Source organism: Komagataeibacter sp. FNDCF1 (assembly GCF_021295335.1).
Taxonomy (GTDB): domain Bacteria; phylum Pseudomonadota; class Alphaproteobacteria; order Acetobacterales; family Acetobacteraceae; genus Komagataeibacter.
In genome coordinates this window covers 2647035-2669330 of record NZ_JAIWOT010000001.1, presented here as the reverse complement: position 1 = coordinate 2669330, position 22296 = coordinate 2647035, and the positions used below count along the sequence as shown (strand labels likewise).

Annotated in this window: 21 protein-coding genes; 9 read left to right on the top strand and 12 right to left on the bottom strand. The window is 65.1% G+C overall.

The window, feature by feature from the left end; translation table 11 throughout:
- Positions 1–117 precede the first annotated feature (117 nt).
- The 3 genes from LDL32_RS12585 to LDL32_RS12575 form a co-directional block, all read right to left on the bottom strand.
- Positions 118–648 (bottom strand): adenine phosphoribosyltransferase, encoded by a 531-nt coding sequence (locus LDL32_RS12585; RefSeq protein ID WP_233067421.1) that lies wholly within the window; start codon positions 646–648, stop codon positions 118–120.
- Between the two features lie 183 nt (positions 649–831).
- Positions 832–2124 carry a multidrug effflux MFS transporter gene (locus tag LDL32_RS12580; RefSeq protein ID WP_233067419.1) on the bottom strand — a complete coding sequence of 431 codons (1293 nt, stop codon included), beginning with the start codon at positions 2122–2124 and terminating at the stop codon, positions 832–834.
- Between the two features lie 89 nt (positions 2125–2213).
- Positions 2214–2924, bottom strand: coding sequence for a TVP38/TMEM64 family protein (locus LDL32_RS12575; protein WP_233067416.1), 711 nt, complete (start codon positions 2922–2924; stop codon positions 2214–2216).
- 116 nt (positions 2925–3040) lie between these two features.
- Here LDL32_RS12575 and LDL32_RS12570 point away from each other — a divergent pair, with 116 nt between their 5' ends.
- Positions 3041–4111: a COX15/CtaA family protein gene (locus LDL32_RS12570; RefSeq protein WP_233068889.1), complete on the top strand. Its 1071-nt coding sequence runs from the start codon at positions 3041–3043 to the stop codon at positions 4109–4111.
- A 39-nt stretch (positions 4112–4150) separates the two neighbouring features.
- Here the strand turns inward: LDL32_RS12570 and LDL32_RS12565 are convergent, their stop codons facing one another.
- Complete coding sequence (locus tag LDL32_RS12565; protein ID WP_233067414.1) at positions 4151–5536, bottom strand: glycosyltransferase family 39 protein; 1386 nt, start codon at positions 5534–5536, stop codon at positions 4151–4153.
- A gap of 506 nt (positions 5537–6042) precedes the next feature.
- On the opposite strand from LDL32_RS12565, the gene LDL32_RS12560 reads away from it, so the two are divergent.
- On the top strand, positions 6043–6582 hold the full coding sequence (locus LDL32_RS12560) for a hypothetical protein (RefSeq protein ID WP_233067412.1): 540 nt from the start codon (positions 6043–6045) through the stop codon (positions 6580–6582).
- 84 nt (positions 6583–6666) lie between these two features.
- Here the strand turns inward: LDL32_RS12560 and hemH are convergent, their stop codons facing one another.
- The 3 genes from hemH to mutY all read right to left on the bottom strand — a co-directional run bounded on the left by hemH (position 6667) and on the right by mutY (position 9150).
- Entirely contained in the window at positions 6667–7728 is a 1062-nt protein-coding gene (gene hemH / locus LDL32_RS12555) for a ferrochelatase (RefSeq protein WP_233067411.1), read from the bottom strand.
- Between the two features lie 66 nt (positions 7729–7794).
- Positions 7795–7932 carry a hypothetical protein gene (locus LDL32_RS12550; protein ID WP_233067409.1) on the bottom strand — a complete coding sequence of 46 codons (138 nt, stop codon included), beginning with the start codon at positions 7930–7932 and terminating at the stop codon, positions 7795–7797.
- Positions 7933–7989: 57 nt separating this feature from the next.
- Positions 7990–9150 carry an A/G-specific adenine glycosylase gene (gene mutY / locus LDL32_RS12545; RefSeq protein ID WP_233068887.1) on the bottom strand — a complete coding sequence of 387 codons (1161 nt, stop codon included), beginning with the start codon at positions 9148–9150 and terminating at the stop codon, positions 7990–7992.
- Here mutY and LDL32_RS12540 point away from each other — a divergent pair.
- Both LDL32_RS12540 and LDL32_RS12535 read left to right on the top strand, forming a co-directional pair.
- On the top strand, positions 9149–9583 hold the full coding sequence (locus tag LDL32_RS12540; protein ID WP_233067407.1) for a DUF721 domain-containing protein: 435 nt from the start codon (positions 9149–9151) through the stop codon (positions 9581–9583). The two genes, mutY and LDL32_RS12540, sit on opposite strands and share 2 nt — an antisense overlap.
- 160 nt (positions 9584–9743) lie before the next feature.
- On the top strand, positions 9744–10088 hold the full coding sequence (locus tag LDL32_RS12535; protein ID WP_233067405.1) for a hypothetical protein: 345 nt from the start codon (positions 9744–9746) through the stop codon (positions 10086–10088).
- Here LDL32_RS12535 and LDL32_RS12530 read toward each other — a convergent pair.
- Genes LDL32_RS12530 through LDL32_RS12520 form a run of 3 tightly spaced genes read right to left on the bottom strand, consistent with a single transcriptional unit; the run spans position 10085 to position 11916 of the window.
- Positions 10085–10714, bottom strand: coding sequence for a phosphoribosylanthranilate isomerase (locus LDL32_RS12530; RefSeq protein ID WP_233067403.1), 630 nt, complete (start codon positions 10712–10714; stop codon positions 10085–10087). The genes LDL32_RS12535 and LDL32_RS12530 overlap by 4 nt on opposite strands.
- Before the next feature lie 19 nt (positions 10715–10733).
- Positions 10734–11441 carry an orotidine-5'-phosphate decarboxylase gene (gene pyrF / locus LDL32_RS12525; protein ID WP_233067401.1) on the bottom strand — a complete coding sequence of 236 codons (708 nt, stop codon included), beginning with the start codon at positions 11439–11441 and terminating at the stop codon, positions 10734–10736.
- Between the two features lie 52 nt (positions 11442–11493).
- Positions 11494–11916 carry a LapA family protein gene (locus LDL32_RS12520; RefSeq protein WP_233067399.1) on the bottom strand — a complete coding sequence of 141 codons (423 nt, stop codon included), beginning with the start codon at positions 11914–11916 and terminating at the stop codon, positions 11494–11496.
- Positions 11917–12060: 144 nt separating this feature from the next.
- Between LDL32_RS12520 and LDL32_RS12515 the strand changes: the two genes are divergently transcribed.
- Positions 12061–12345, top strand: coding sequence for a hypothetical protein (locus LDL32_RS12515; protein ID WP_233067397.1), 285 nt, complete (start codon positions 12061–12063; stop codon positions 12343–12345).
- A 46-nt stretch (positions 12346–12391) separates the two neighbouring features.
- Here LDL32_RS12515 and LDL32_RS12510 read toward each other — a convergent pair whose 3' ends face one another.
- On the bottom strand, positions 12392–12775 hold the full coding sequence (locus LDL32_RS12510) for a hypothetical protein (protein ID WP_233067395.1): 384 nt from the start codon (positions 12773–12775) through the stop codon (positions 12392–12394).
- Between the two features lie 1488 nt (positions 12776–14263).
- On the opposite strand from LDL32_RS12510, the gene LDL32_RS12505 reads away from it, so the two are divergent.
- From LDL32_RS12505 to LDL32_RS12495, 3 genes are read left to right on the top strand one after another with little or no spacing between them, the layout of a single operon-like run.
- Positions 14264–15670, top strand: coding sequence for a M20/M25/M40 family metallo-hydrolase (locus LDL32_RS12505; RefSeq protein WP_233067393.1), 1407 nt, complete (start codon positions 14264–14266; stop codon positions 15668–15670).
- On the top strand, positions 15663–16652 hold the full coding sequence (gene pdxA, locus LDL32_RS12500) for a 4-hydroxythreonine-4-phosphate dehydrogenase PdxA (protein WP_233067392.1): 990 nt from the start codon (positions 15663–15665) through the stop codon (positions 16650–16652). The genes LDL32_RS12505 and pdxA overlap by 8 nt, the downstream gene beginning before the upstream one ends.
- On the top strand, positions 16649–17398 hold the full coding sequence (locus LDL32_RS12495) for a pyridoxine 5'-phosphate synthase (protein ID WP_233067389.1): 750 nt from the start codon (positions 16649–16651) through the stop codon (positions 17396–17398). The genes pdxA and LDL32_RS12495 overlap by 4 nt, the downstream gene beginning before the upstream one ends.
- A 107-nt stretch (positions 17399–17505) precedes the next feature.
- On the opposite strand, the gene tldD is transcribed toward LDL32_RS12495, so the two are convergent.
- The gene (gene tldD, locus LDL32_RS12490; RefSeq protein WP_233067388.1) at positions 17506–18966 is read right to left on the bottom strand and encodes a metalloprotease TldD; all 1461 of its coding nucleotides are present in this window, start codon (positions 18964–18966) and stop codon (positions 17506–17508) included.
- A gap of 92 nt (positions 18967–19058) precedes the next feature.
- Between tldD and treF the strand changes: the two genes are divergently transcribed.
- A complete protein-coding gene (treF, locus tag LDL32_RS12485) occupies positions 19059–22169 on the top strand; it encodes an alpha,alpha-trehalase TreF (protein ID WP_370636700.1) in 3111 nt (1036 codons plus the stop codon).
- Positions 22170–22296: the final 127 nt, after the last annotated feature.

Sequence of the window (22296 nt, the reverse complement as noted above, 5' to 3'; positions counted from 1 at the left end):
CTAATCCTTGCACGATCCATACACACTACATCATACCGGCAACGGCAAACAGGCGGGCAGCCGGATGGCGGCATGCAGGCACGCGTGTACCACATGCCCGCGCACCCGGCCTGCCGGTCATTCGTCGTAGGAAAGAAGGGTCCTGACCGGAATGTCCAGCCGCCCGCGACCACCCAGGCCCGTCAGTTCGATCAGGGTCGCGGCCCCAACCACATCCGCGCCCACCTTGCGCAGCAGGTGCACCGACGCCGACAGCGTGCCGCCCGTGGCCAGCAGGTCATCCATCACCACCACGCGCTGGCCCGGTTTGATCGCATCGGACTGGATATGCAGCGAATCGGAACCGTATTCCAGGTCGTAGCTGTAGGATACGGTGCCACCGGGCAGCTTGCCGGGCTTGCGCAGCATGACCAGTCCGCAGCCCAGGCGGCTGGCAAGTGGTGCCGCCGTCAGGAACCCGCGCGATTCGATGGCGGCCAGGATGTCCGGCGCCCACGGCGCCACGGCGGCGGTCAGGCGGCCCATGGCGATCTGCCACGCATCGGCATTCCGCATCAGGGTCGAGATATCGTAGTACAGGATACCGGGCTTGGGAAAGTCCGGAATGTTGCGGATGTATTGTTTAAGGTCGATCTTGGCAGTCGTCATGATCGGTGCGCGGCCCCCGTTGCGTGGTCATACAGATCCGGGACAGATGTGCCCCGTTCATGAAAATGTCGCCCGTACGGACGCCCCCCGCTGTAGCCGTCACACGGCGGGGCGACAACCCCGCGCAGCGCCCTCCGGCATGCTTTGGCGCGCAGGCGGGGACGAACACGGGACAGGAAGATTTTATTCCTCCGCAGCGGCGCCGCCGCCTGGCGGACGAGCCGGGCGCAGCAGCACCATAAGCAGCATGATGGCGGCCCCCATCAGCATGACCCCGGCCATGGGAATGGGTGAATTGGCGGGCAGCATGCCCACGAACGCCCCTGCGATGGCCCCCAGCACATATTGCAGCGTGCCGACAAACGCCGAAGCACTGCCCGCAAAACGCGGATGGTCGGCCAGCGCCCCCACCGTGGCGTTGGGGCCAATGATGCCCGTGGTACCCAGTGACACCATCATGGTCAGGATCAGGACGCCCAGCATCCATAATGGCGGGTGCCCCCCATGCTGCATGGCAAAGGTGATGACCGTGGCCATGGCGGTCATGGCAATGGTGCCAAGCAGCGCGACCATGACCGATACACCCAGGATGCGCGATGCATCGATCCGGCCCACCAGCACGCCATTGAGCTGCGACGCCCCGATCATGCACACCGCGAACACGCCGAACAGCATGCCGAAATGCGCGGCCGACAGCCCGAACTGGCCCCGGAACACCGAAGGGGCGGCCGACAGGTAGGTAAAGGACATGAAGCACGAGAAACCCGCGATCATGGCATGGGTGATGAACCCGCGGTCGCGTGCCAGCATGACATACCGGCTGAACAGGGTGACGGGGGAGAACTCACTGCGATTCTCCGGCCGCAGCGTCTCGGGCAGGACGCGCCAGATCAGCACGATACAGACCAGCCCGTACACCGCCGATGCCCAGAAGATCGACCGCCACGAGGCAATGGACAGCACCATCCCCCCAAGCGTGGGGGCCAGGATGGGCACGACCCCCATCACCAGCACCAGCCGTGACATGAGGCGCGCGGATTCATTGCCATGCGACATGTCGCGCACGCAGGCGCTGGGAATGATCAGGCTGGCGGATGCCCCGACCGATGCGACCAGCCGGAACAGCGAAAAGGTGGGAATGTCGCGCGCCATGGCACACCCGACGGAGGCCAGCGTATAGACAATCGTGCCCAGCAGCATGGGCCTGCGGCGGCCAAAGCGGTCCGACAGCGGCCCCATGGTGATCTGCCCGATCGCCAGCCCCACGAACCACACGGCCAGCGTCATCTGCGCCGAGCCGGCGCGACCGTGCAGCGTGGCTTCCAGTTCGGGGAAGGCCGGCAGGTAGATATCGGTGGAAACAGGGCCGACCGCGGTCAGGAACCCCAGCAGGATTGCAATCCAGCCCATCGGGCGGGCGGGGGTGCCCTGCATGGATGTTTCGGATGCTTGACCCGCCGTTGCGGATGAGCCCATGAGGCACTCCAATATCAAAAGACTGTACGGACTAGTAGACCAGCAGGGTCCACTTTTTCACCATCTAATTAGGACATTCCAGCAATTCATTATTGCCATAACCGTCCCGTGTCGGTGGCAATGCCATCCGTACGCAGCCGCCGCATGAGCCACAGCCCCACCAGCGCGGACAGGCCGAACAGCACGGCGGCAATGGCGGTACGCCATGGCCCGTCCAGCCGCATGCCCGCGCCCACCAGCACGAACACCACGGTCTGCGGCAGGCTACCCAGCGCGGTTGCAAGCGTAAAGGGAAGTACCCTGACCCCGAGTAAGCCGCAGGCCAGGTTGAGCACCAGCGCCGACCCCACCGGCATGAGCCGCCACGCCAGCACGGCGGCAAACGGCTCGCGGCGCACGAAGCCGCCCAGCCGCGCCAGGATGCCCCCCAGCCGGGCAGGCAGGCGCACGCCACCCACCCATCGCCCCCAGCCATAACCGCACAGGCATCCGGTAACGGTGGCCACGGTGGCCAGCGCGCAGCCGGCCCCGATTCCGTAGGCGGCGCCCGCGGCGAAGCACACTGCCTGCCGCGGCAGGCCGAAGGAACAGAACATGCTGGCCGCCAGCACGAACAGCACGACCCCGTAGGGGCCGGAATGCAGCCCTGGCCCCATGACAAGCATCTGCCGCACCCACGGCACACGGCCTGCCACCGCCGCAAGGGCGACAAACACCACCAGCAGCGCAACCGGCCGCGCCAGTACGCGCAGGCTGTCCGGTGGCGGCGGTGCGGGCTGTGCCACGTGCGGTACTGTCATGCATGCATCCCGTGCTTCGGCAATATATGTCCTTCCGCGCCTAGCACCGCCTTGCAGCGGACTGCAAGGGCAGTCTAAATCCGGTTATGTCCGCATATTCCCGAACCGGCTCCCTGATGGGCCGCACGCCCCCGTCCGCGCAGGCGCTGCGCAACCGGCAGCGTATCTCGACGTGGCTGTTTGCAATCTGCTTCATGCTTGTCGGCATGATCGCCCTTGGCGGCTATACCCGCCTGACCGGGTCGGGCCTGTCCATAATGGACTGGCGGCCGATTACCGGCATGATCCCGCCGCTGAGCCATGCGGAGTGGGAACGGCAGTTCGCGCTGTACAAGACCATCCCGCAGTACAAGATCCTGCATGATGGCTTTGGCCTGGCAGGGTTCCAGCAGATATTCTGGGCGGAATGGACGCACCGCTTCTGGGGGCGGCTGATGGGCATGGTGCTGCTGGTGCCGCTGGTGTGGTTCTCCATTACCGGGGCGCTGGACCGGCGGCTTGCGCTGCGGCTGGTGCTGTTCTTCGTGCTGGGGGGGCTGCAGGGTGCGATCGGGTGGTTCATGGTGGCATCGGGCTTCAACCCGGACAGCACGGCCGTGGCCCCGGTGCGGCTGGTGCTGCACCTGTGCTGCGCCTTTGCGCTGTATATCGCCATCCTGTGGACTGCGCTGTCGGTGCGCACACCGCAGCCCGCCTTCATTCCCGCAACGCCCGAAGTGGTGCGCATCCACCGCATGGTCTGGGCGATCTGCCTGCTGGTGGGCATTACGGTCATTGCCGGTGGCTTTACCGCCGGCACCCATGCGGGCTTTGCCTACAATACCTTTCCGCTCATGGACGGGCACCTGATCCCGGCGGGCTATGCCCGGCTGCATCCGTTCTGGCTCAACTGGTTCCAGAACATTCCCGCCATCCAGTTCGACCACCGGTTGCTGGCCACCACCACTGCTGTCGTGATCGGTCTGACCATCCTGCTGGGGCTGCGCACGCCACAACTGGGCAAGTCCGTGCATGGCGCGCTGGCGGTGCTGGGCTGGCTGGTGCTGGTTCAGTATGCGCTGGGCATCACCACACTGCTGCTGGTGGTGCCGGTCTGGGCGGGAACGGTGCACCAGACCTGTGCGGCCATCGTGCTGACGGGGGCCATCGTCACCCTGCACCGGCTGCGCGGGGTCGGCCGCCCGTAAGGGCCATGCGGCGCGCGGGCCCGTGCCCGCGCGCCGCCTTCATGGCGTTACGATATAGGCCGCACCCTGCAGGCGCACATGGGTATAACGCGTGCGGACAATACGCCACAGATCCGAGAACTCCCACACATCGCCCGGCGCGCCAAAGCGGGAACTGCTCACGAATGCCGCGATGTCGCGCCGGTTCACGGCCCGCTCCAGCGCCGTCGCGTCATGCGTGACCGCAACATGCTGGGAGTAGTTGAAAAAATCGATCACCGCGGGCTTGTGCGCCCAGTAACACAGGGCCAGTGTCTCGCACGCCACGCTGCCATCAATATCGTGCACGGCGGTAATCGTTTCGTTCCATGCCCCTTGATGCCGGGCGATGTCGGCCGCAGTCGTGCGATACAGGTAGGGCAGGTAGCCCGGCAGGCTGACCACCACGGGCAGCAGGTTCAGCCCCACCATTCCGGCCAGGACGGTGCGTGCGGGCAGGCGGCCAGGCGGCCCGCCCGCTTTCCCCTGCAGGTACGACACCGCAAGCCCCGCGCACAGGGCCACGGCGACCAGCGCCTCGAAACAGGAATTGTGCGATACCCCCATGCCCATGCGCTGCACGATGGCCGATGCAATCGACAGGAACACGAACAGCCCCAGCAGCAGGCCGAAGCGGCCGGGCAGGCGCATCCGGCGCAGGAACACGCACGACACCGCCATGCCAGCCAGCCCCAGCGTGTTGCCCACGCCCTTGAGCATGCCATGCAGGTAGAAAACCCGCTTGTGACCAAAGACACCATGAATGAAATCGGGCCCGAAGGCTGCATAGAACATGCCCCCCAGCACGCAGGTGGCCAGCAGGCAGCCTGACAGCCAGGACATGGCGCGACGCCAGTCGACCAGCAGCAGCCACACGAAGGTCGCGACCGGCAGGGCGAGTATGTTATGCTTGACCGTCAGCCCGGCCACCATCAGGCAGCCCGCGCCAAAAGACCGCCACGTGGTGATCTGCCCCGGTCCGCATCCCTTGCCCAGCAGCAGCAGGAACCCCAGCATGACAATGGCCTGCCCCAGCCATTGCGGGTCATCCATGGCAACATAATCGCTGTAGAAGACCGCGCTGTAGAGGACCACCAGCAGTCCCGCGAACCATGCCCCGGTCCGTGTGCCGCCACAGATGCGGACAAGCCGCCCCGCCGCACCGGCGCATGCAAGCAGCGCCAGCAGCGAAATGATGCGCCCCGCCACGATCATGTCGCCCAGCAGCCAGCCAAACAGACCTACGATATAAAAGGAACTGGGCGGATAGTTGTTGAACACCATCTGATCCGCCGGCGGGTAAAGCGGCACAGGGTCCAGCCCCATGGCGCTGCGGGCCAGATAGGCATTCCAGCCTTCGTTACTGGATAACGAGACATGGCTGGCAATAAATACGACATGCGGCAAAAGAAGGATAAAAACAAAAATTATTCCGGCAGAAATCCATATCAGATGGTTGTTTTTTATTTCTTTTATTTTAGAACTCATAGTTTATATGCGACTTTTCTCTTTCAGAATAATTCAATGCCTCACAAACCATAAAAAAGGCAGGGATATGACTCATCTGGATATTCTTTTGCTCCCGCACTGACAATGGTCCGCACACCACGGGCCGGAAGTGAATATCCCATCCTGACCCACACCGCGCCAAACCGATACCTTCGGAATGTGGCTTAATAATTCCATATGTTACGCCAGTCATTTTTCATGGCACCGTATCCCCCCTGCGTGCAGGTTCAAACCGGACGGAAAATCACCATATGGGACACATAGCACGGCTTCGGATGGCAGGGAGCATGGCCGCCGGTGGTAAACCCGGCGTCAGGGAACAGGCAGGACGCATGGTACGCCATCTCTTTTCCGGACGGATGATTTTCTACGGTACTTCGGCCTCAGATATGCAGGAATGGAATATGCACAAGCTGAAACATGTCGCGACAGGCGCGATGCTGGCGCTGGCCATGTGCGGGCTACTGACCCCGCAGGCCCATGCCGGACCCCATGGCGGCGGGGGTGGTGGCTGGCATGGTGGCGGCGGCGGCCGTGGCGGCGACTGGCATGGCGGTGGTGGTGGCTGGCGCGGGGGGGGCTGGCGTGGCGGCGGCTGGGGATGGGGTGGCTGGGGTGGTTACTATTCGCCCGCCTATGCCGGCTGGGGATGGGGGTATCCTGCCTATCCATGGGGCTGGGGTGGCTGGGGCGGCGGTTGGGGCTGGGGATGGGGTGGTGCCTATGCCGGTGCCGCGATGGGGGCTGCTGCCGCCAGCGCCAGCTACCGCGCCTCGCCTGAAATCTATAACGCTACCGGCAATACGGCGCCCGAGGATGATTCCGTGTATGACAGGGACCTGTCCACACTGGTCAGCCCACCGGCCGCCGCGCCAAAACCGCGCCCCACATGCCCGGCGGGACAGGTTTACAACGACCTGACGGAAAGCTGCGACCGGCCCTGAATTGGCCTGGACCACGCAAGCGACGGGCCGGCCAGCAACAGGCCGGTTCCGTCATGGCATGCCGCCCGGAAACGGGCCGGGTCTTCAGGCGGCGGGCCCGTGCGCAGCCCGTGGGCCGGGCAGCCAGCCCTGCAACTGCTCACGCACAAGGATTTCAAGCAGGTCGATGGCATCGGGGGAATCGTTCAGGCACGGGATCAGCGCCAGTTCCTTGCCCCCGGCTTTGATAAATGCGTCGCCTGCCTCGTTCCCGATTTCATCCAGCGTTTCGATACAGTCGGAAATGAAGCCGGGGGTAATCACGGCAATACGCTCGATGCCACGCGCGGGCAGGGATTCGATAAACGGTGCGGTATAGGGTTCCAGCCATTTTGCCGGACCGAAGCGGGACTGGAACGTCAGGGGCATCATCTGCGCATCATACCCCATGGCGCGGCGCAGGGCGGTTATGGTGCGTGCGCATTCAGCGGCGTAGGTATCGCCCTTGTCCACATATACCTTGGGCAGCCCGTGGAAGGATGCCACGATCATCTGCGGCGTGAAATCCAGTGTTCCGAGCCGCGCGGCAATCGAGCGGCCCAGTGCCGCGATATAGGCTGGATGATCCGCAAAGGCAGGCAGGGTGCGGATGGCGGGCTGGTTGCGCATGCGCATGAGCACGCGGAAAGCCTGGTCATTGGCCGTAGCCGTGGTGGTGGCGCTGTACTGCGGGTAAAGCGGGGCGAGCAGGATGCGGTCACAGCCCTGCTGGACCAGTTCATGCACCCCCTGCCTGATGGACGGGGTGCCATAGCGCATGCCCCATGCCACCGGCACGTCATCCGCCGCCAGCCGCGCGCCCAGTTGCTGCGCCTGTTCGCGGGTATAGGTCCGTAGCGGACTTTCATCACGGTCATGATGCCAGATCCGGTGATAGGCCTCGCCCGACTTGCGCGGGCGGAACGTCAGGACCGGCCCGTACAGGATCGGCTTCCAGATCAGGGGACTGGCTTCGATAATGCGGCGGTCCGACAGGAATTCGGCCAGATAGCGCCGCACGGCGGCGTAGCCGGTACCATCCGGGGTGCCAAGATTGCTCAGCAGCACCCCGACGCGTGGCGCGGCGGCCTGGTATTGCGCCGCGCGATGTACGGTAATGAATGTCATGCCACGGCTGCTACAGGAAGCGGCGGCAGGATGCAAAGCGGCGGGGACAGGTCTCCTGTCCCGGGATTACATATCTCGGCCCTGACGGCGGGTACGGACCCGTACGGGCTGCAGTGCCTGCGCTGGCGCCATGAGATAGCGCGTCAGCCCGACAAGCCCCAGCAGGGCGACAACGGGGGAAAGCATCTGGACAAAAGTGAACATCACGGTCCCTTTCCTGATCGGAATGGTTCCCAGTGAACCGCGCGTATCGCGTCCGCGTCAATCAAAAACATGCGCGGCCTGCGCCAGCGCCACACATTTGCGCATGAGCGAGGGCAGCGCGACGGCGCCGTCCCCCGCAGGGTGGACCATGCCCTCCGCCCCGACCAGGCTGTTGGGAAATGTATCCACACGGGCGGCATAGACATCGACCAGCAGGGTGAAATGGGTGAATACATGTTTGACCTGCCCCACTTTTTGCCATTGCGGACGCAGGCGGGGGGCCGCGGGTGCGTGGGCGAGGGCCTCGGCCGGAAGCCATGGCGCATCACGCCAGTGCGGGCCGGGCAGGCCCATCATGCCACCCAGCAGCCCTTTTTCAGGGCGACGGACCAGCAGCAGCCCACCAGCCGCATCCGTCAGGCAGAAATGTACCCCGTGGCGCACCGGGCGCGCCGCCTTTGCCGCGCGGCGCGGCAGGGTAGCCGCGATTCCCTGCCGGTTCGCGGCACAGGCGTCCCGCCACGGGCACAGCACGCAGGCAGGCGTGCGCGGCGTGCAGATCCCCGCCCCCAGGTCAAACAGCGCCTGCGCGAAATCGGACGGGCGGGCACGGGCCGGCGCATCGTCGTTAAGTGTCATGGCCTGCCGGGCTATGGCCCTGCGGGCGGCGGGCAGCGGATCGGTCAGGGCAAAAAGGCGCGTGGTCACGCGTTCCACGTTCCCGTCCACCGGCACGACGGGGCGGCCAAAGGCGATGGCTGCAATCGCGGCGGCGGTATAGGTTCCGATTCCCGGCAGTTCCAGCAGCCCCTCCACCGTATCGGGAAACCGGCCGCCCCGTCCGGCCACGACCTGCGCGCAGGCATGCAGGTTCCGGGCGCGGGCGTAGTAGCCCAGGCCCGCCCACAGCGTCATGACGCGATCCTGCGGGGCACGGGCCAGCGCCGTTACATCGGGGAATGCCGCAAGGAAGCGGTCGAAATAGGGAATGACCGCCGTGACGGTAGTCTGCTGCAGCATGATCTCACTTAACCAGACCCGATAGGGGTCTGCACTCTGGCCCGGCAGGGCGCGCCATGGCAGAGTGCGACGGTGCCGGTCATACCAGCGTAACAGATCGGCAGCAGAAGGTGACACGGACCCGTTTATGACGAACCAGCCGCCCGGCAGCAAGCGAAAGAATGCCCCCACCCCGCCAGAGCCGCCACGGCGGGCCATGCGCGCGCGCAGCATGGCGGCACTCCTGCCCGCGATCAGCCGTCCCGTCTTTCGCAGGCAGTCCCCCGCCGCCGTGCAGGTCATGACGGACTGGGCGGATATTGTCGGCCCCCACCTTGCGGCCATGACCGTCCCGCGCCGGCTGAGTGCCGGAACCCTTACGGTCGCCTGCTCGGGGCCCGTGGCGATGGAACTGCAGCACCTGGCCCCCACCGTTATCGCGCGCATCAACACCACATGCGGCCAGGGCGTGGTCAGCCGTCTGAAGATGGTGCAGGACATGACCGTGCAGCCCCGCCCGCAGGTCCCGCCACAACGCCCCGCCCCCCCGCCACCGGTGCGGATTGACGACATGCCGGACGGCCCGCTGAAGGACGCGCTGGAACGGCTGGGCGGGTGGGTAAGCACGCGGCGCGGTCCGGGGCGACGATAGACGCGGCCAGCCGGTTCCCTTGATGGTATGCCGCCGCCGCACGATATCATGGGAATGCTGCATGCGGCCCGTCCCGCAGGAATGCGTGCGGGGGCTGGATATTCGCCCGCGACGTGCCAATATCGGAGCAGCACGAGGTTTCGGAAAAGGAAGCGACCAGATGCGTAAATTGGCCCTTTTGCTGGCTGTGTCCGTGGGGCTGGCAGGCGTCATGCCCGCGCCTGCCGCCTATGCCTGGCGCGGCGGCGGCTGGGGTGGCGGATGGCATGGAGGCGGCTGGGGCTGGCGTCCGGGCTGGGGCTGGGGTGGCTTCGGCATGGGAATTGCCGCGGGCACGGCGCTGGGTGTTGCCATGTCGCCCTACCGCTACCGGGGTTACGGCTATCCCTATCCCGCCTATGGTTATGGCTATCCGCCACCGCCCTATGCAGCCTATGGCTACCCGCCGCCGCCACCACCGCCACCGGCTTATTACGGGGGCTATTACGGCGGTTATTACCGTTAGGCCCCGCTGCGGGCCGCCTGCACGAACTGGCGGATCAGTGACGCGGACTTGATGCCCGGGGCGGTTTCCACGCCCGATGAGACATCGACGGCGCGCGCCCCGCTCTGCCGTATGGCGCGCTGGACGTTATCAGGGGTCAGCCCCCCGGCCAGCAGCCATGGTACAGGTGCCTGCCACCGTGCCGTCAGGGTCCAGTCAAAACTGCGGGCGTTGCCGCCCGGCCGCTCAGCCCCGGCGGGGGGGCATGATTCGACAACCAGCCCGTCCACCGCGCAGCCATGCGGCAGGTCGGCCGGGCTGGCCACGCCCACGGCCTGCCACACCGGCAGGCCAAAACGCGCCCGGATGGTCGTGGCACGCACCGCATCACCATAAACCTGCAGGCCATCAAGGGGCACGTGGTCCAGGACATGCCGGATCTCGTCATCCGTGGGCCGGACAAACAGACCGATGCGCCGTGGCCCGGCGGGGAGCATGGTACGCGCCAGACTGCCAGCGCCCTCCGGCGTGACATGACGCGGTGAACGGGCAAAAAACACGAACCCCACCCAGTCCGCCCCGGCGGCACAGGCGGCATCCAGCCCCGCGCGGTCCCGCAGGCCGCATATCTTGACCCGCACCGTCATGATGTCCCCTCCGTACGGTTCAGGCCGACAGTTCGCGCGCGATGGCGGCAGCGGCAGCGGCCGGGTCGGTGGCACGGGTGATGGGACGACCCACCACGATCCAGTCAGCCCCTGCCGCACGGGCCTGTGCCGGGGTCATCACACGCTTCTGGTCCCCCACGGCGCTCCCGGCGGGACGGATGCCCGGCACTACCAGTACAGGCCCGTCACCCAGTGCCTGCCGCAATGGCGCGATCTCGTGCGAGGAGCAGACCAGTCCATCCGCACCCGATTCGATGGCCAGCCGCCCGAGGCGCACCACCTGTGCCTCCACGCTGCCCGTGACCCCGGTTTCATGCAGGGCAGCCGCATCCATGCTGGTCAGCACGGTCACGGCCAGAAGCAGCGGACGGGCATTTTCCGGAAAGGTCGCATCCACTGCGGCGCGGGCCGCCGCAATCATGGCCCGCCCCCCCGATGCATGGATGGTCAGCATGGCAGGCCGCACGGCGGCAAGGCTGCCAATGGCGGATGCAACCGTGTTGGGAATATCGTGCAGCTTCAGGTCAAGGAACAGCGGGCTGTCACCCGCGACCGCGCGCACGGCTTCCAATCCACGGGCATAGGTGAACTCCAGCCCCAGCTTGACCGCGCCCACATGGCTGGCCGTATCCTGCCGCCAGCGCGTGGCCTGCGCCGTATCCTTGGTATCGAGGGCAATAATCAGGCGGGTGGACCGTCCATGCATTGGCGGCACTCCAGAAACAGGCAGCGGGTTATGACAGGAGAGGCTGAAAAGCTCAGGAAGCCGGGGGACGTTCCGGCGTGACGGGGGACTCCGTTACCGCAGTGCCCTCGGCCACTGGCGCCGGTTGCGCTGGCGTGGCCTGCCCCGCCGCATAGGCCTGCACCATGGGTGAACTGGCCGGGGCCGAAGCCAGCCCCGGCGTCCGGGGCGTGGTCACGTCATTTTCCGGCAGGCGAGCACGCAGGGTGCGCAGTTCCTGTTCGGCGCGGCGGGCGCGGCGCATCTGGCGCAGCACCACGATCCAGACACTGGCCGACCCGGTGGCATAGAACAGGGCGGCCACCAGCAGGGCCAGCACGCCGGGTGATGACGTCCATTTCCATTCCAGCCATGACAGTTCCACCGGCGCCTGATTGCAGGCCGCGAAAACGATCAGTGCCACGATGACGGGCAGGGTAATGAAAAGACGTATCATGATCCTGTTCCCTACCCCCAACAACCGGCCCCTGCAAGAAAATCAATTCATGCCGCGCACTGCTTGCATTGCACGCCACAGCCATGCTTGCCTGAACGGCAGGGCCGTTGCCGGCCCCCTTGCAACCGGGACAGGGGCAGAACAATGGGCAAGGTTGTCGCATTCCGGACCGTGGCGCGACGTGATGAATCCTGGGCGGTGGTGGCCACAACCCGGCGCGGCACGCGCATCGCCAGCATCTACCCCACCCGCGCCGCCGCCGAGGCGGATTGTGAATGGCGCACCCGGCAGGTCGCAGCCTACCGGAATTTCCTTGAACGCAATGAAATCGCGATACCACATTACAGCATCCGCCCCTACCGCCGCGCGGACCTGCCGCGCGCATGGCGCCCCCTGCCCGCGCTGGGGTTCCTGCACGGACAATGCTGAGTGCCCGCATGGATGGAATGAAACGCTCACGGTGAAGCCTGCTGCGTCATTCCACCCTGATCTGCCGGCTGAACATCAGCACATCCGCTTCAGGGCAGTGCAGGATATGGGAAGGCGGGCCGATCTCCCTGTACAATCCCTGCATCTCATCCTTTCCATCATCGATGACGTAATTGAAATACGGGGGTTTATCAAAACGGTGCAGGCCGTGCGTATAAAGGTCCGGGTTATTGCCCCATATGAACATATGGTTCCCGCCCGTTACCTGCTCGACCTGCAGTTTCCAGTCCGATGACGCTTCTATTTTCCGCGATACCCAGTAACCGGCAAGTCCGTCCCGCAGTCCCAGCCCGTCATGATTGCGCGAGATGCAGGTTTCCAGCGGGGCGTGCCATCCATCCAGTGCATTCCTGTCGCCCTTCCAGCCCATGAATATGAAAAACAGGATGATGAATGGCAGGGATACCAGAAAAATCTTCGATATTTTCCTGACAGATTCCGAATCAATATTTGAAATGATGAAGATTATCGACCACCATGTCGCTGGCAATGCATATCTGTAAATTGACAGGTCAACATATGATACCGACAATATGAACAGGGATATGATTGATGCCGCATAGCCATGGTAGAACAGTCGTTCCCTGTGTGGCCTGATTTTATTTGCGGATATTTCTGACCGGATTTTCAGGAACGGTATGACCGACAGCAGAGCAAATACCAGACAGAAGGATGCCCGGACGCTGAACAATGAAAAATATATGATTTCTGGAAAAGCAACCAGCGGGAAATGCTTGACCGTGCCGGACAGGCTTTGCTTGTACAGAAATTCCTGACCCACGAACCCGACAAGGCATGAGAACAGCAGGAACAAAGGGATCCCGACCCCCTGGCACATGGACCTGGTGAGTGAATTCGCCCCCCTGTGCCGCACCGCGAACATACGGGTCGACAGGAAAAAGGGAACGGCGAACGTCGTGATGAACATGGGGTCGCTGAAGGTCGCGACAGCGCACAGACAGGCGGTCGGAACAAAATCCGCAATCCGGTCGCCCCGGTCACAGGCCATGTTCGCTGTCGTCGCGGCCAGCAGGGACAGCATGAATGAACTGCCATGGAAGGCGGGCAGGAATATTTCAAGCAGGCCCGATATATCGCTCAATGCACTGACATGGGCCCCGGACGACACGAACGCCACATATGCCGCCAGGGTCAGGGCAGACACGAAAAGCGCCCTGCTGAAAGACAGCGTTCCCATACGCCAGACGACGGCCCCCAGGCACAGGGTCATCAGCGACAGGGAAAAAAGGAAAAAACCGTTCCAGGCAGGACGCCAGCCGACCCCGAGCCCTTCAGCCCCCCAGAACCAGAGCATGTCCGGAAACAGGCTTGGAACACGGGGCCATTGGAAATGCCGCCAGGCATCCGGTACATGCGACATTTCCCACCCCATCTGGGGAAGGACGAGACTGTCCGAATTGATGATTATCCCGATGGCGCCGGGCGCGTTGAAAAATATTCTCGTATAAAAAAAATACGAAATAACGGTCAAGGCAAATGACAGGAACAGGTATCCTAGGTTTTTCCCAACTGTCATCTGGAATAACTTCAAGACCTTATTTTAATTCTCGCCATGATAAATGATTTCCTGCCGCCATCAATTCCTCAATTCCAGATTCTTCTTCAGGGTGTCTGAAAATGCCGGCCAAAAAGCAGGGGCACGCCGCTCCGGTCTCATGCACGGACATGAAGCGCGCCCGCCACCCCTGCGTTATCCCTGCGTGATGGCGGGCAGGCAACGGCCGGGCCGGCGCATGCTTGCCACCCCCTGTGGGTGAGTTGCTTTTACCCCCATAACAGGCAAAATCGCATACTGCCCGTCCGGGCCATCCGATGCCTGCCAGATAACGGAGAATGCATGACCAGTTCCTCCCCTTCCCTTGCTCCCGTTCTGGAACAGGCGGACCGCACGCTTGATGCGGCGCTGGAGCGGCTGTTCACCTTCCTGCGCATTCCCAGCATTTCCACCCAGCCCGAACATGCGGATGACTGCAGGCGGGCGGCGGCGTGGCTGCGTGACCAGCTTGACGAACTCGGGTTCGACGTGACCCTGCACGCGACACCCGGCCACCCCATTCTGGTCGCCCATGACCGGACGCCACCTGCCGGCCCGCATGTGCTGTTCTATGGCCATTACGACGTGCAGCCCGTCGACCCGCTGAACCTGTGGGACAGCGGCCCGTTCGAGCCGAAACTGGTGACCGGCACGAATGGCGCAAAACGCATCGTCGCGCGCGGGGCATCGGACGACAAGGGTCAGGTGATGACCTTCATCGAGGCCATCCGCGCCATCCGCGCCACCACGGGCACCATGCCGGTGCGCATCTCGCTCCTGATCGAGGGGGAGGAGGAATGCGGCGGCCCCAGCCTGGTTCCCTTCATGGACAGCCATCGTGACGAACTGCGCGCCGATGTGGGGCTGATCTGCGATACCGCCATGCTGCCCGGCGTGCCTGCCGTCACCACCACGCTACGCGGCATGCTGGGGGAGGAAATCCATCTGCGCTGCGCAAGCCGTGACCTGCATTCCGGCGTGTACGGCAATGCCGCGCGCAACCCGGCGGAACTGCTGTGCGGCATCCTGTCCTCCATCCGTGACGGGGAAACCGGCCGTGTCGTACTGCCCGGATTCTATACGGGCGTGGAAGAGCCCCCGGCCGCGCTGCGTGCGCGCTGGCGCGAGATCGCGCCCGATGACGCGACCTTCCTGGGTGAGGTCGGGCTGTCCGTCCCGGTGGGTGAGAAGGGTTATACCGCCATCGAACAGACATGGTGCCGCCCCAGCTTCGAGATCAACGGCATTTCCAGCGGCTATACCGGCGAAGGGTTCAAGACCGTGCTGCCGGGCGAGGCGGTGGCCAAGGTCTCGTTCCGGCTGGTGGCGGGGCAGGACCCCGTCCATATCCGGCAGGCCTTCTGTGCCCATGTCCGCGCCATGCTGCCCGCCGACTGCACGGTGACCTTCACCCCCTGTGGCGGGTCGACCGCCAGCGCGCTGCCCGATGACGCGTTCGGCCTGCAGCCGACCCTGCGCGCACTGGGGGATGAATGGAACACGCCTGCCGTGACCATTGGCTGTGGCGGCTCGATCCCGGTGGCGGGCGACATGCAGCGCATACTGGGCATGCCCGCCCTGCTGGTGGGTTTTGCGCTGGATGATGACCGTGCCCATTCGCCTAACGAAAAATATGAACTGACTTCCTTCCACAAGGGCATGCGCTCGTGGGTCCGTATCCTGCATGCCATGGTGCGGCACGATGGCTGAGGTCCACCCTCCCCTCGCCCTGACCATGGGCGACCCGGCGGGGATCGGGCCGGAAATCACGGCAGGCGCGTGGCAGGCCATGCGGACGGGCCCGGCCCGCTTTGCCGTGATTGGCGACGCGGGCCTGATCGGCCGCCACGGCGTGCCGGTGCGCGAGATCGGGACCATCGGGGAGACACCGGAGGTGTTTGCCCACGCGGTGCCCGTGCTGCCGGTTGCCCTTGCCACCACCGTGCTGCCTGGCCAGCCAGACAGCCGCAATGCGGACGCCATCACCACATCCATCGCACGCGCGGTGGAACTGGCCCGCAACGGACAGGCTGGCGCGGTGGTGACCAACCCGATCAGCAAGATCGTGCTGAAGAAGGCGGGCTTCGCCTATCCCGGCCATACCGAATACCTTGCCGCATTGTGCAACGTGCCGGGGCGCGAGGTGATGATGCTGGCCTGCCCGGAACTGCGCGTGGTGCCCGTTACCATCCATGTCAGCCTGCGCCGTGCGCTGGATGAACTGACCACCGATGGCATCATTGCCGCCACCCGCACCACCCATGCGGCGCTGGTCCGCGATTTCGGCATTGCGGCCCCCCGCATCGCCATGGCCGGGCTGAACCCGCATGCGGGCGAGAGCGGCAGCATGGGGACGGAAGAACAGACCATCATCATGCCCGCCATGGAAACCCTGCGTGCCGAGGGCATGGACATTACCGGCCCATGGCCGCCGGACACCATGTTCACGCCCCCCGCGCGGGCACGCTACGACGTGGCGATGTGCATGTACCATGACCAGGCGCTGATCCCGCTCAAGACCATCGACATGACACAGGGGGTCAACACCACGCTGGGGCTGCCGATCATCCGTACATCGCCCGATCACGGCACCGCCTTTGACATAGCCGGACGCGGCGTGGCCGATCCCGCCAGCCTTGTCGCCGCCCTGCACATGGCAGCCCGGATGGCCGAACACAGGAACCCGACATGAGCACATTCCCTTGCGCCACGATCCGGCTGGGCGTGAACATCGACCACGTGGCCACGGTGCGCAACGCGCGTGGCGGCACGCATCCGGACCCGGTGCTGGCGGCGCTGCTGGCCCAGCAATCCGGGGCGGACGGCATTACCGCCCATCTGCGTGAGGACCGTCGCCATATCCGCGATGCGGACCTTGAACGCCTGCGCGCGGAACTTTCCATTCCACTGAACATGGAAATGGCGGCCACCGCGGAAATGACCACCATCGCCACCCGCCTGCGCCCGCATGCCTGCTGCCTGGTGCCCGAGCGGCGGCAGGAAGTCACGACCGAAGGGGGGCTGGACGTGCGCGGGCAGGCAGGCAGCCTTGCCCCACGCATTGCCCGCATGCGCGATGCGGGGATCCGGGTCTCCCTGTTCATCGACCCCGATGCCGCGCAGATCGAAACCGCAGCGCAACTGGGGGCCGCCGTGGTGGAACTGCATACCGGCGCCTATGCCGATGCGGCGGATGACACCGCGCGCGCCGTGGAACTGGGCCGCCTGGCCACCGGGGCGGAGCACGCGGCGCGGTGTGGGCTGGAGGTCCATGCGGGCCATGGCCTGACCTACGGGAACGTCAGCCCGATCGCGGCGCTGCCGCAGGTGATGGAACTGAACATCGGGCATTTCCTGATCGGTCAGGCCATCTTTGACGGGTTGCCCGCCGTGATCCGCCACATGAAGGCGGTAATGGCGGCGGCACGAAGTGCTTGAAAAAGATAAGAAGTTTCTGGTGAAGCTTTTTTCCAGAAAGCTTCAAGGAACGCCGCCTTTTGAAAAAAGGCGGCACCCACAAACTTCTGTTCCTTATTTTTTATGGCTCAGCCGCCCGTGCCGCCCACGGTCAGGCCGGTCATCTTGAGCGTGGGCTGGCCAACGCCCACCGGCACGCCCTGCCCCGACTTGCCGCAAGTGCCAATGCCGGGGTCCAGTGCGGGTTCGCCACCAATCATGGTAACCTTGGTCATGGCATCCGCGCCATTGCCGATCAGGGTGGCGCCGCGCACGGGGGATGTGACCTTTCCGTCCTCGATCAGGTAGGCCTCGGATGCGGCGAACACGAACTTGCCGGACGTGATATCCACCTGCCCACCGCCGAAATTGACCGCATACAGCCCGCGCTTCGTGCTGCGGATCATGTCCTCGGTCGTGGCGTCACCACCCAGCATGATGGTGTTGGTCATGCGTGGCATGGGCGCATGGGCATAGGACTGCCGCCGCCCGTTACCCGTGGCCGGCACGCCCATCAGCCGGGCATTGAGCCGGTCCTGCAGGTAGCCGGTCAGGATGCCGTCCTCGATCATCACGGTGCGGCCGGTGGGGGTGCCTTCATCATCGATGGTCAGGCTGCCCCGGCGTTCGGGCAGGGTGCCGTCATCCACCACGGTAACACCCGGTGCCGCCACCCGCCTGCCCATCAGCCCGGCGAAGGCCGAGGTCCCCTTGCGGTTGAAATCACCTTCCAGCCCGTGGCCCACCGCCTCATGCAGCAGGATGCCGGGCCAGCCGGCCCCCAGCACCACTTCCATCTCGCCCGCGGGGGCCGGACGGGCTTCCAGGTTGACCAGCGCCATGCGCAGGGCCTCATCCACCGCGCCCTGCCACACCTGCGGCGCCAGCAGGCGGGTATAGGCATAACGCCCGCCCAGGCCGTGGCCGCCACTTTCGCGCCGCCCGTCCTGCTCCACCACCACCGATACGTTCATGCGCACCAGCGGGCGGATATCGGCCATGCGCTGGCCGTCGGGGCGGATGATCTGCACGGCCTGCCATTCCGCCGAGAGGGACGCCATGACCTGCACCACGCGCGGGTCACGCGCACGGGCATAGGCATCAAGTTCGGACAGCATGGCCGCGCGGGAGGCGAACGTGCCCTCCGCCAGCGGGTTGATGTCAGGATACAGGCGGTGGTTGGTCGCGCGCGGCCCCACGGCCAGCGTGCCGCTACGACCGGCACGGATCTGGGTTACGGTCTCGGTCGCGCGGCGGATCGCGCTTTCACTGATTTCATCGGAATGGGCGAAGCCGGTTTCCTCCTCCAGCACGGCGCGCAGACCGAAGCCGGATGACGTATCGAACGTTGCGGAGCGGATCACGCCTTCATCAAGGGAAATTGCCTCGCTTTCACGATATTCTAGGAAAAGCTCGCCATCATCCATGCCCGTGAGCGCCTGGTTGACCAGACGCTCGGCATCCGGGCGGCCAAGGCGCGCGCCCGCACGTTCGTAAAACAGGGCATCGGTTGCAGCCAGCGGGGTAAGACCCTGAAGGGATGAGGGCATGAAACGGCGACTCCGGTTGGCGGAATACAAAAAATACGAACGCCTCGGCCCATCCGGGCCAAAAGGGCACCCAGCATAGCCGGTTTCACCCCATGGAGGAAAGCTGGTGCCTGTTCATGACAGCCACCATGCCTGAAAATGAACTTCCCTCCATCCGTACGGTTTCCCTTTGTGATACCAGACCAAGGCAGGGCATTGTGCAAAGCTCAGGTTTTCATTGTTCGGAGAAATGGCGTCTCGTGAAAGTTTCCCTCCTGTGCGGTTCAAGTCTGTCCCGGTCCGCGCCCCGTCAGGCCGGCCTTCTGCTGGCCGGGCTCCTTTACGCCAGCGCGCCGGCCCTGGCACAGACGGCACCAGCCACCACACAGGCGGGCATGGCGGGCGCTCCCGCTTCCCTCTCCTCCGCATTGCCCGGTGCGGCGGGGACGGCAGCGGCATCCACGCCATCCGCCCCGCAGTCCGGCCCGGCGCCCGAACCGGCCGGACAGGCGGAGCAGACCTATTCCGTCCCAACGCCCGAACCACTTTCAGGGAGCGGGAACATGCCACCCGCACCACAGGACACCCCACCGACCCCGGGCACCCAGCCCCAAGGCAGCACATCCCCGGGCGCAACGCCCCAGGGCGCCACACCACAGGGTACGGCACCGCAGTCCGCGCCCACCCCTGCGGAAACGACCGGATCGGCTGATACCCCCCCGGCAGGGCAGGCCCGGCCCGCAGCGGCACCCGCGCCATCGGCAACGCCCGCCACGGCGGCCGCGCCCGACGCAGCCCGGCCCCCGGGTGGCACCCCGGCATCGGCAACACCCGCCCTGTCCCCCGCAGGCGCCACCACCAGCCCGGACCATGCCGGGACATCCGCCCCCGCCACGCCACCCGCGCCGGGAACGCAACCGGCACAGGTCGCGCACAAGGATGGACCGGCTTCCAGCGGCAGCATGCCGGTTCCGCCCGCCAATGCCCTGCTGTCCGATGCCGGGGCACCGGCGGCGCTGGCGCAGGACCTGCGCCCGCCCTCCATCGTGCTGGCGGGGCTGTTCGAGGCCATTGGCGAGGCACATATCTACACCGACGCCAAGACCGCCGCCGATGCCATACCCGACGAAGCGCCGGCCGATCTCATGGCGCAATACAATACCACCCGGCTGCGGCCCGATTTTTCGCTCAAGGATTTCGTGGCCCAGCACTTCACGCTGCCCGAGCGCAAGACCGTATCCTACCAGCGCAGCCCCGATGAGAACGTGCGCGATTACATAAGCGGCATGTGGGAAGTGCTGAGCCGCCCGCCCGACACGCAGGTGGCTTATTCATCGCAGTTGCCGCTGCCCTACACCTATGTCGTGCCCGGTGGCCGTTTCAGTGAACTGTATTACTGGGACAGCTACTTCACCATGATCGGTCTGTACGAGAACCAGAAGATCGACCTCATGCGCGACATGATCCGCGACATGGCCTCGATGATCGACCGCTACGGCCACATCCCCAACGGCAGCCGGACCTATTACCTCAGCCGTTCGCAGGCGCCGTTCTTCTCGCTCATGGTGGACCTGCTGGCCATGCATGACGGGCAGGTGGCCTACACCACCTTCCTGCCCGAACTGCAGGCGGAATACGATTACTGGATGGACGGGCAGGATTCCGTGCCCCCCGGCGGTTCGTACCGCCATGTCGTGCGCCTGCCCGATGGTACGGTCATGAACCGCCACTGGGATGACATGGATACCCCGCGTGATGAAAGCTATCCGCAGGACATCGCCACCGCCGCCCAGTCCGGCCGCCCGAAGGAAGATGTGTACCGCGACCTGCGCGCGGGATCGGAAACGGGGTGGGACTTCTCCTCACGCTGGCTGGCCGATGGCCATACCCTGTCGACCATCCACACCACCGACCTGCTGACGGTGGAACTCAACTTCCTGATCCCGCACCTGCAGCAGACCCTGGCCCATGCCTATGAACTGAAAGGCAACAAGGAAGCCGCTGCCCGCTACAACCGTCTGGCGCAGGAACGCGTGGAAGCCGCCCGGCGTATTCTGTGGGATGAACGGCGTGCCGCCTTTATCGACTATGACTGGAAGAAGGGGGAGTCCACCTCCATCCTGTCGGGTGCCACCGCCGTGCCGCTGTTCCTGCAGATGGCGACACCGGAGCAGGCCAGGGCCGTGTCCGAGACCATACGCAAGGAACTGCTCAAGGTTGGTGGCCTGATCGCTACCGAGCGCAGTGGCAGCGGCCAGCAGTGGGATTCGCCCAATGGCTGGGCGCCGCTGCAGTGGATGGCGGTCAAGGGCCTGAACCAGTACGGCTATGACACGCTGGCCAGTGATATCGCGGCACGGTGGATGGGCCGCGTGATCGGCACGTATGAAAAATCCGGCGTGCTGCTGGAAAAATATGACGTGGTCAATCCCTTCATCAGCCCCAAGGGCGGCAAGGGGGGGGGCGAATACCCGATGCAGATCGGCTTTGGCTGGACCAACGGCACGCTGCTGGGCCTGATGAACCGCTATCCGCAGAACACCCGCGTGGTGCTTGACCGCAACCCGGCGGCGGACCAGCCATCACCCGAACCACTGCCGCCCATGAATGCCTATGGCGTGCAGAGCGACAGCGATGCCCTGAGCCGCTACACCCAGCCCACCGTCACGCTTGCCCCCCGACCGGTTGCCCCGACACCGGACCTGCCACAGATATCGACCGTAGGGGCAAGCGCGCCCACATCCGCAACACTCATCCCCGGTACACCCGCGCCACAGGCCGTGACCACCCCCACGGCAGGTCCTCCGGCTCCGGCGGCGGGACAGGCGCAGCAGGCACAACCCGCCCCGGCTGAAAAGCAGCCCGTGGCAGCCACCGGCCCCACCGCCAACGCACCACCAGCCCCGCCGGCCGAAACCCAGCCGGCACCAGCCGCGCAGCCTGCTCCCCCTGCTTCCGTTCCGGCAGCGCAGGACACACAGGCCGCAGCACCGCAACAGTCCGCACCCACATCGGCTGCGACCAAAGGGGACCAGACCACGGGCACGACGCAGGATAACGCCACGTCACCTGCACCCGCACCCGCACCCGCACCCGCACCCGCACCCGCACCAGCGGATGCCCCTGCTGCGGTCCAGTCCACAATGTCGGGACAGGGGGTAAGGAACGCCCCGCCAGCCGACAACGGGCAGGCTACGGGTGGGAACGCATCCCCTTCACAATAAAATCCTTGCGGGGGCCGCGGTGAAAGGCGGCTTCCGGCCCGCGCTGGAAGAACATGCCCTTCCTGCCCACGATATCGAAGCGGGAGGGGCCATTATCTTTCATTCATTCAGAGCCCGATCCGAAAGT

Bases quoted from the DNA above. Each gene is read 5' to 3' on its own strand.
- mutY (WP_233068887.1), bottom strand. From the start codon at position 9,150: ATGGCCCGCCGTGGCGGCTCTGGCGGGGTGGGGGCATTCTTTCGCTTG.
- pyrF (WP_233067401.1), bottom strand. From the start codon at position 11,441: ATGCATGGACGGTCCACCCGCCTGATTATTGCCCTCGATACCAAGGAT.
- LDL32_RS12510 (WP_233067395.1), bottom strand. From the start codon at position 12,775: ATGGGCTGGAAGGGCGACAGGAATGCACTGGATGGATGGCACGCCCCG.
- LDL32_RS12515 (WP_233067397.1), top strand. From the start codon at position 12,061: ATGGGCAAGGTTGTCGCATTCCGGACCGTGGCGCGACGTGATGAATCC.
- hemH (WP_233067411.1), bottom strand. From the start codon at position 7,728: ATGACATTCATTACCGTACATCGCGCGGCGCAATACCAGGCCGCCGCG.
- treF (WP_370636700.1), top strand. From the start codon at position 19,059: ATGGAGGAAAGCTGGTGCCTGTTCATGACAGCCACCATGCCTGAAAAT.
- LDL32_RS12535 (WP_233067405.1), top strand. From the start codon at position 9,744: ATGCGTAAATTGGCCCTTTTGCTGGCTGTGTCCGTGGGGCTGGCAGGC.
- LDL32_RS12560 (WP_233067412.1), top strand. From the start codon at position 6,043: ATGCACAAGCTGAAACATGTCGCGACAGGCGCGATGCTGGCGCTGGCC.
- LDL32_RS12520 (WP_233067399.1), bottom strand. From the start codon at position 11,916: ATGATACGTCTTTTCATTACCCTGCCCGTCATCGTGGCACTGATCGTT.
- LDL32_RS12530 (WP_233067403.1), bottom strand. From the start codon at position 10,714: ATGACGGTGCGGGTCAAGATATGCGGCCTGCGGGACCGCGCGGGGCTG.
- LDL32_RS12585 (WP_233067421.1), bottom strand. From the start codon at position 648: ATGACGACTGCCAAGATCGACCTTAAACAATACATCCGCAACATTCCG.
- LDL32_RS12570 (WP_233068889.1), top strand. From the start codon at position 3,041: ATGGGCCGCACGCCCCCGTCCGCGCAGGCGCTGCGCAACCGGCAGCGT.
- LDL32_RS12505 (WP_233067393.1), top strand. From the start codon at position 14,264: ATGACCAGTTCCTCCCCTTCCCTTGCTCCCGTTCTGGAACAGGCGGAC.
- LDL32_RS12550 (WP_233067409.1), bottom strand. From the start codon at position 7,932: ATGTTCACTTTTGTCCAGATGCTTTCCCCCGTTGTCGCCCTGCTGGGG.
- LDL32_RS12575 (WP_233067416.1), bottom strand. From the start codon at position 2,924: ATGACAGTACCGCACGTGGCACAGCCCGCACCGCCGCCACCGGACAGC.
- tldD (WP_233067388.1), bottom strand. From the start codon at position 18,966: ATGCCCTCATCCCTTCAGGGTCTTACCCCGCTGGCTGCAACCGATGCC.
- pdxA (WP_233067392.1), top strand. From the start codon at position 15,663: ATGGCTGAGGTCCACCCTCCCCTCGCCCTGACCATGGGCGACCCGGCG.
- LDL32_RS12540 (WP_233067407.1), top strand. From the start codon at position 9,149: ATGCGCGCGCGCAGCATGGCGGCACTCCTGCCCGCGATCAGCCGTCCC.
- LDL32_RS12495 (WP_233067389.1), top strand. From the start codon at position 16,649: ATGAGCACATTCCCTTGCGCCACGATCCGGCTGGGCGTGAACATCGAC.
- LDL32_RS12580 (WP_233067419.1), bottom strand. From the start codon at position 2,124: ATGGGCTCATCCGCAACGGCGGGTCAAGCATCCGAAACATCCATGCAG.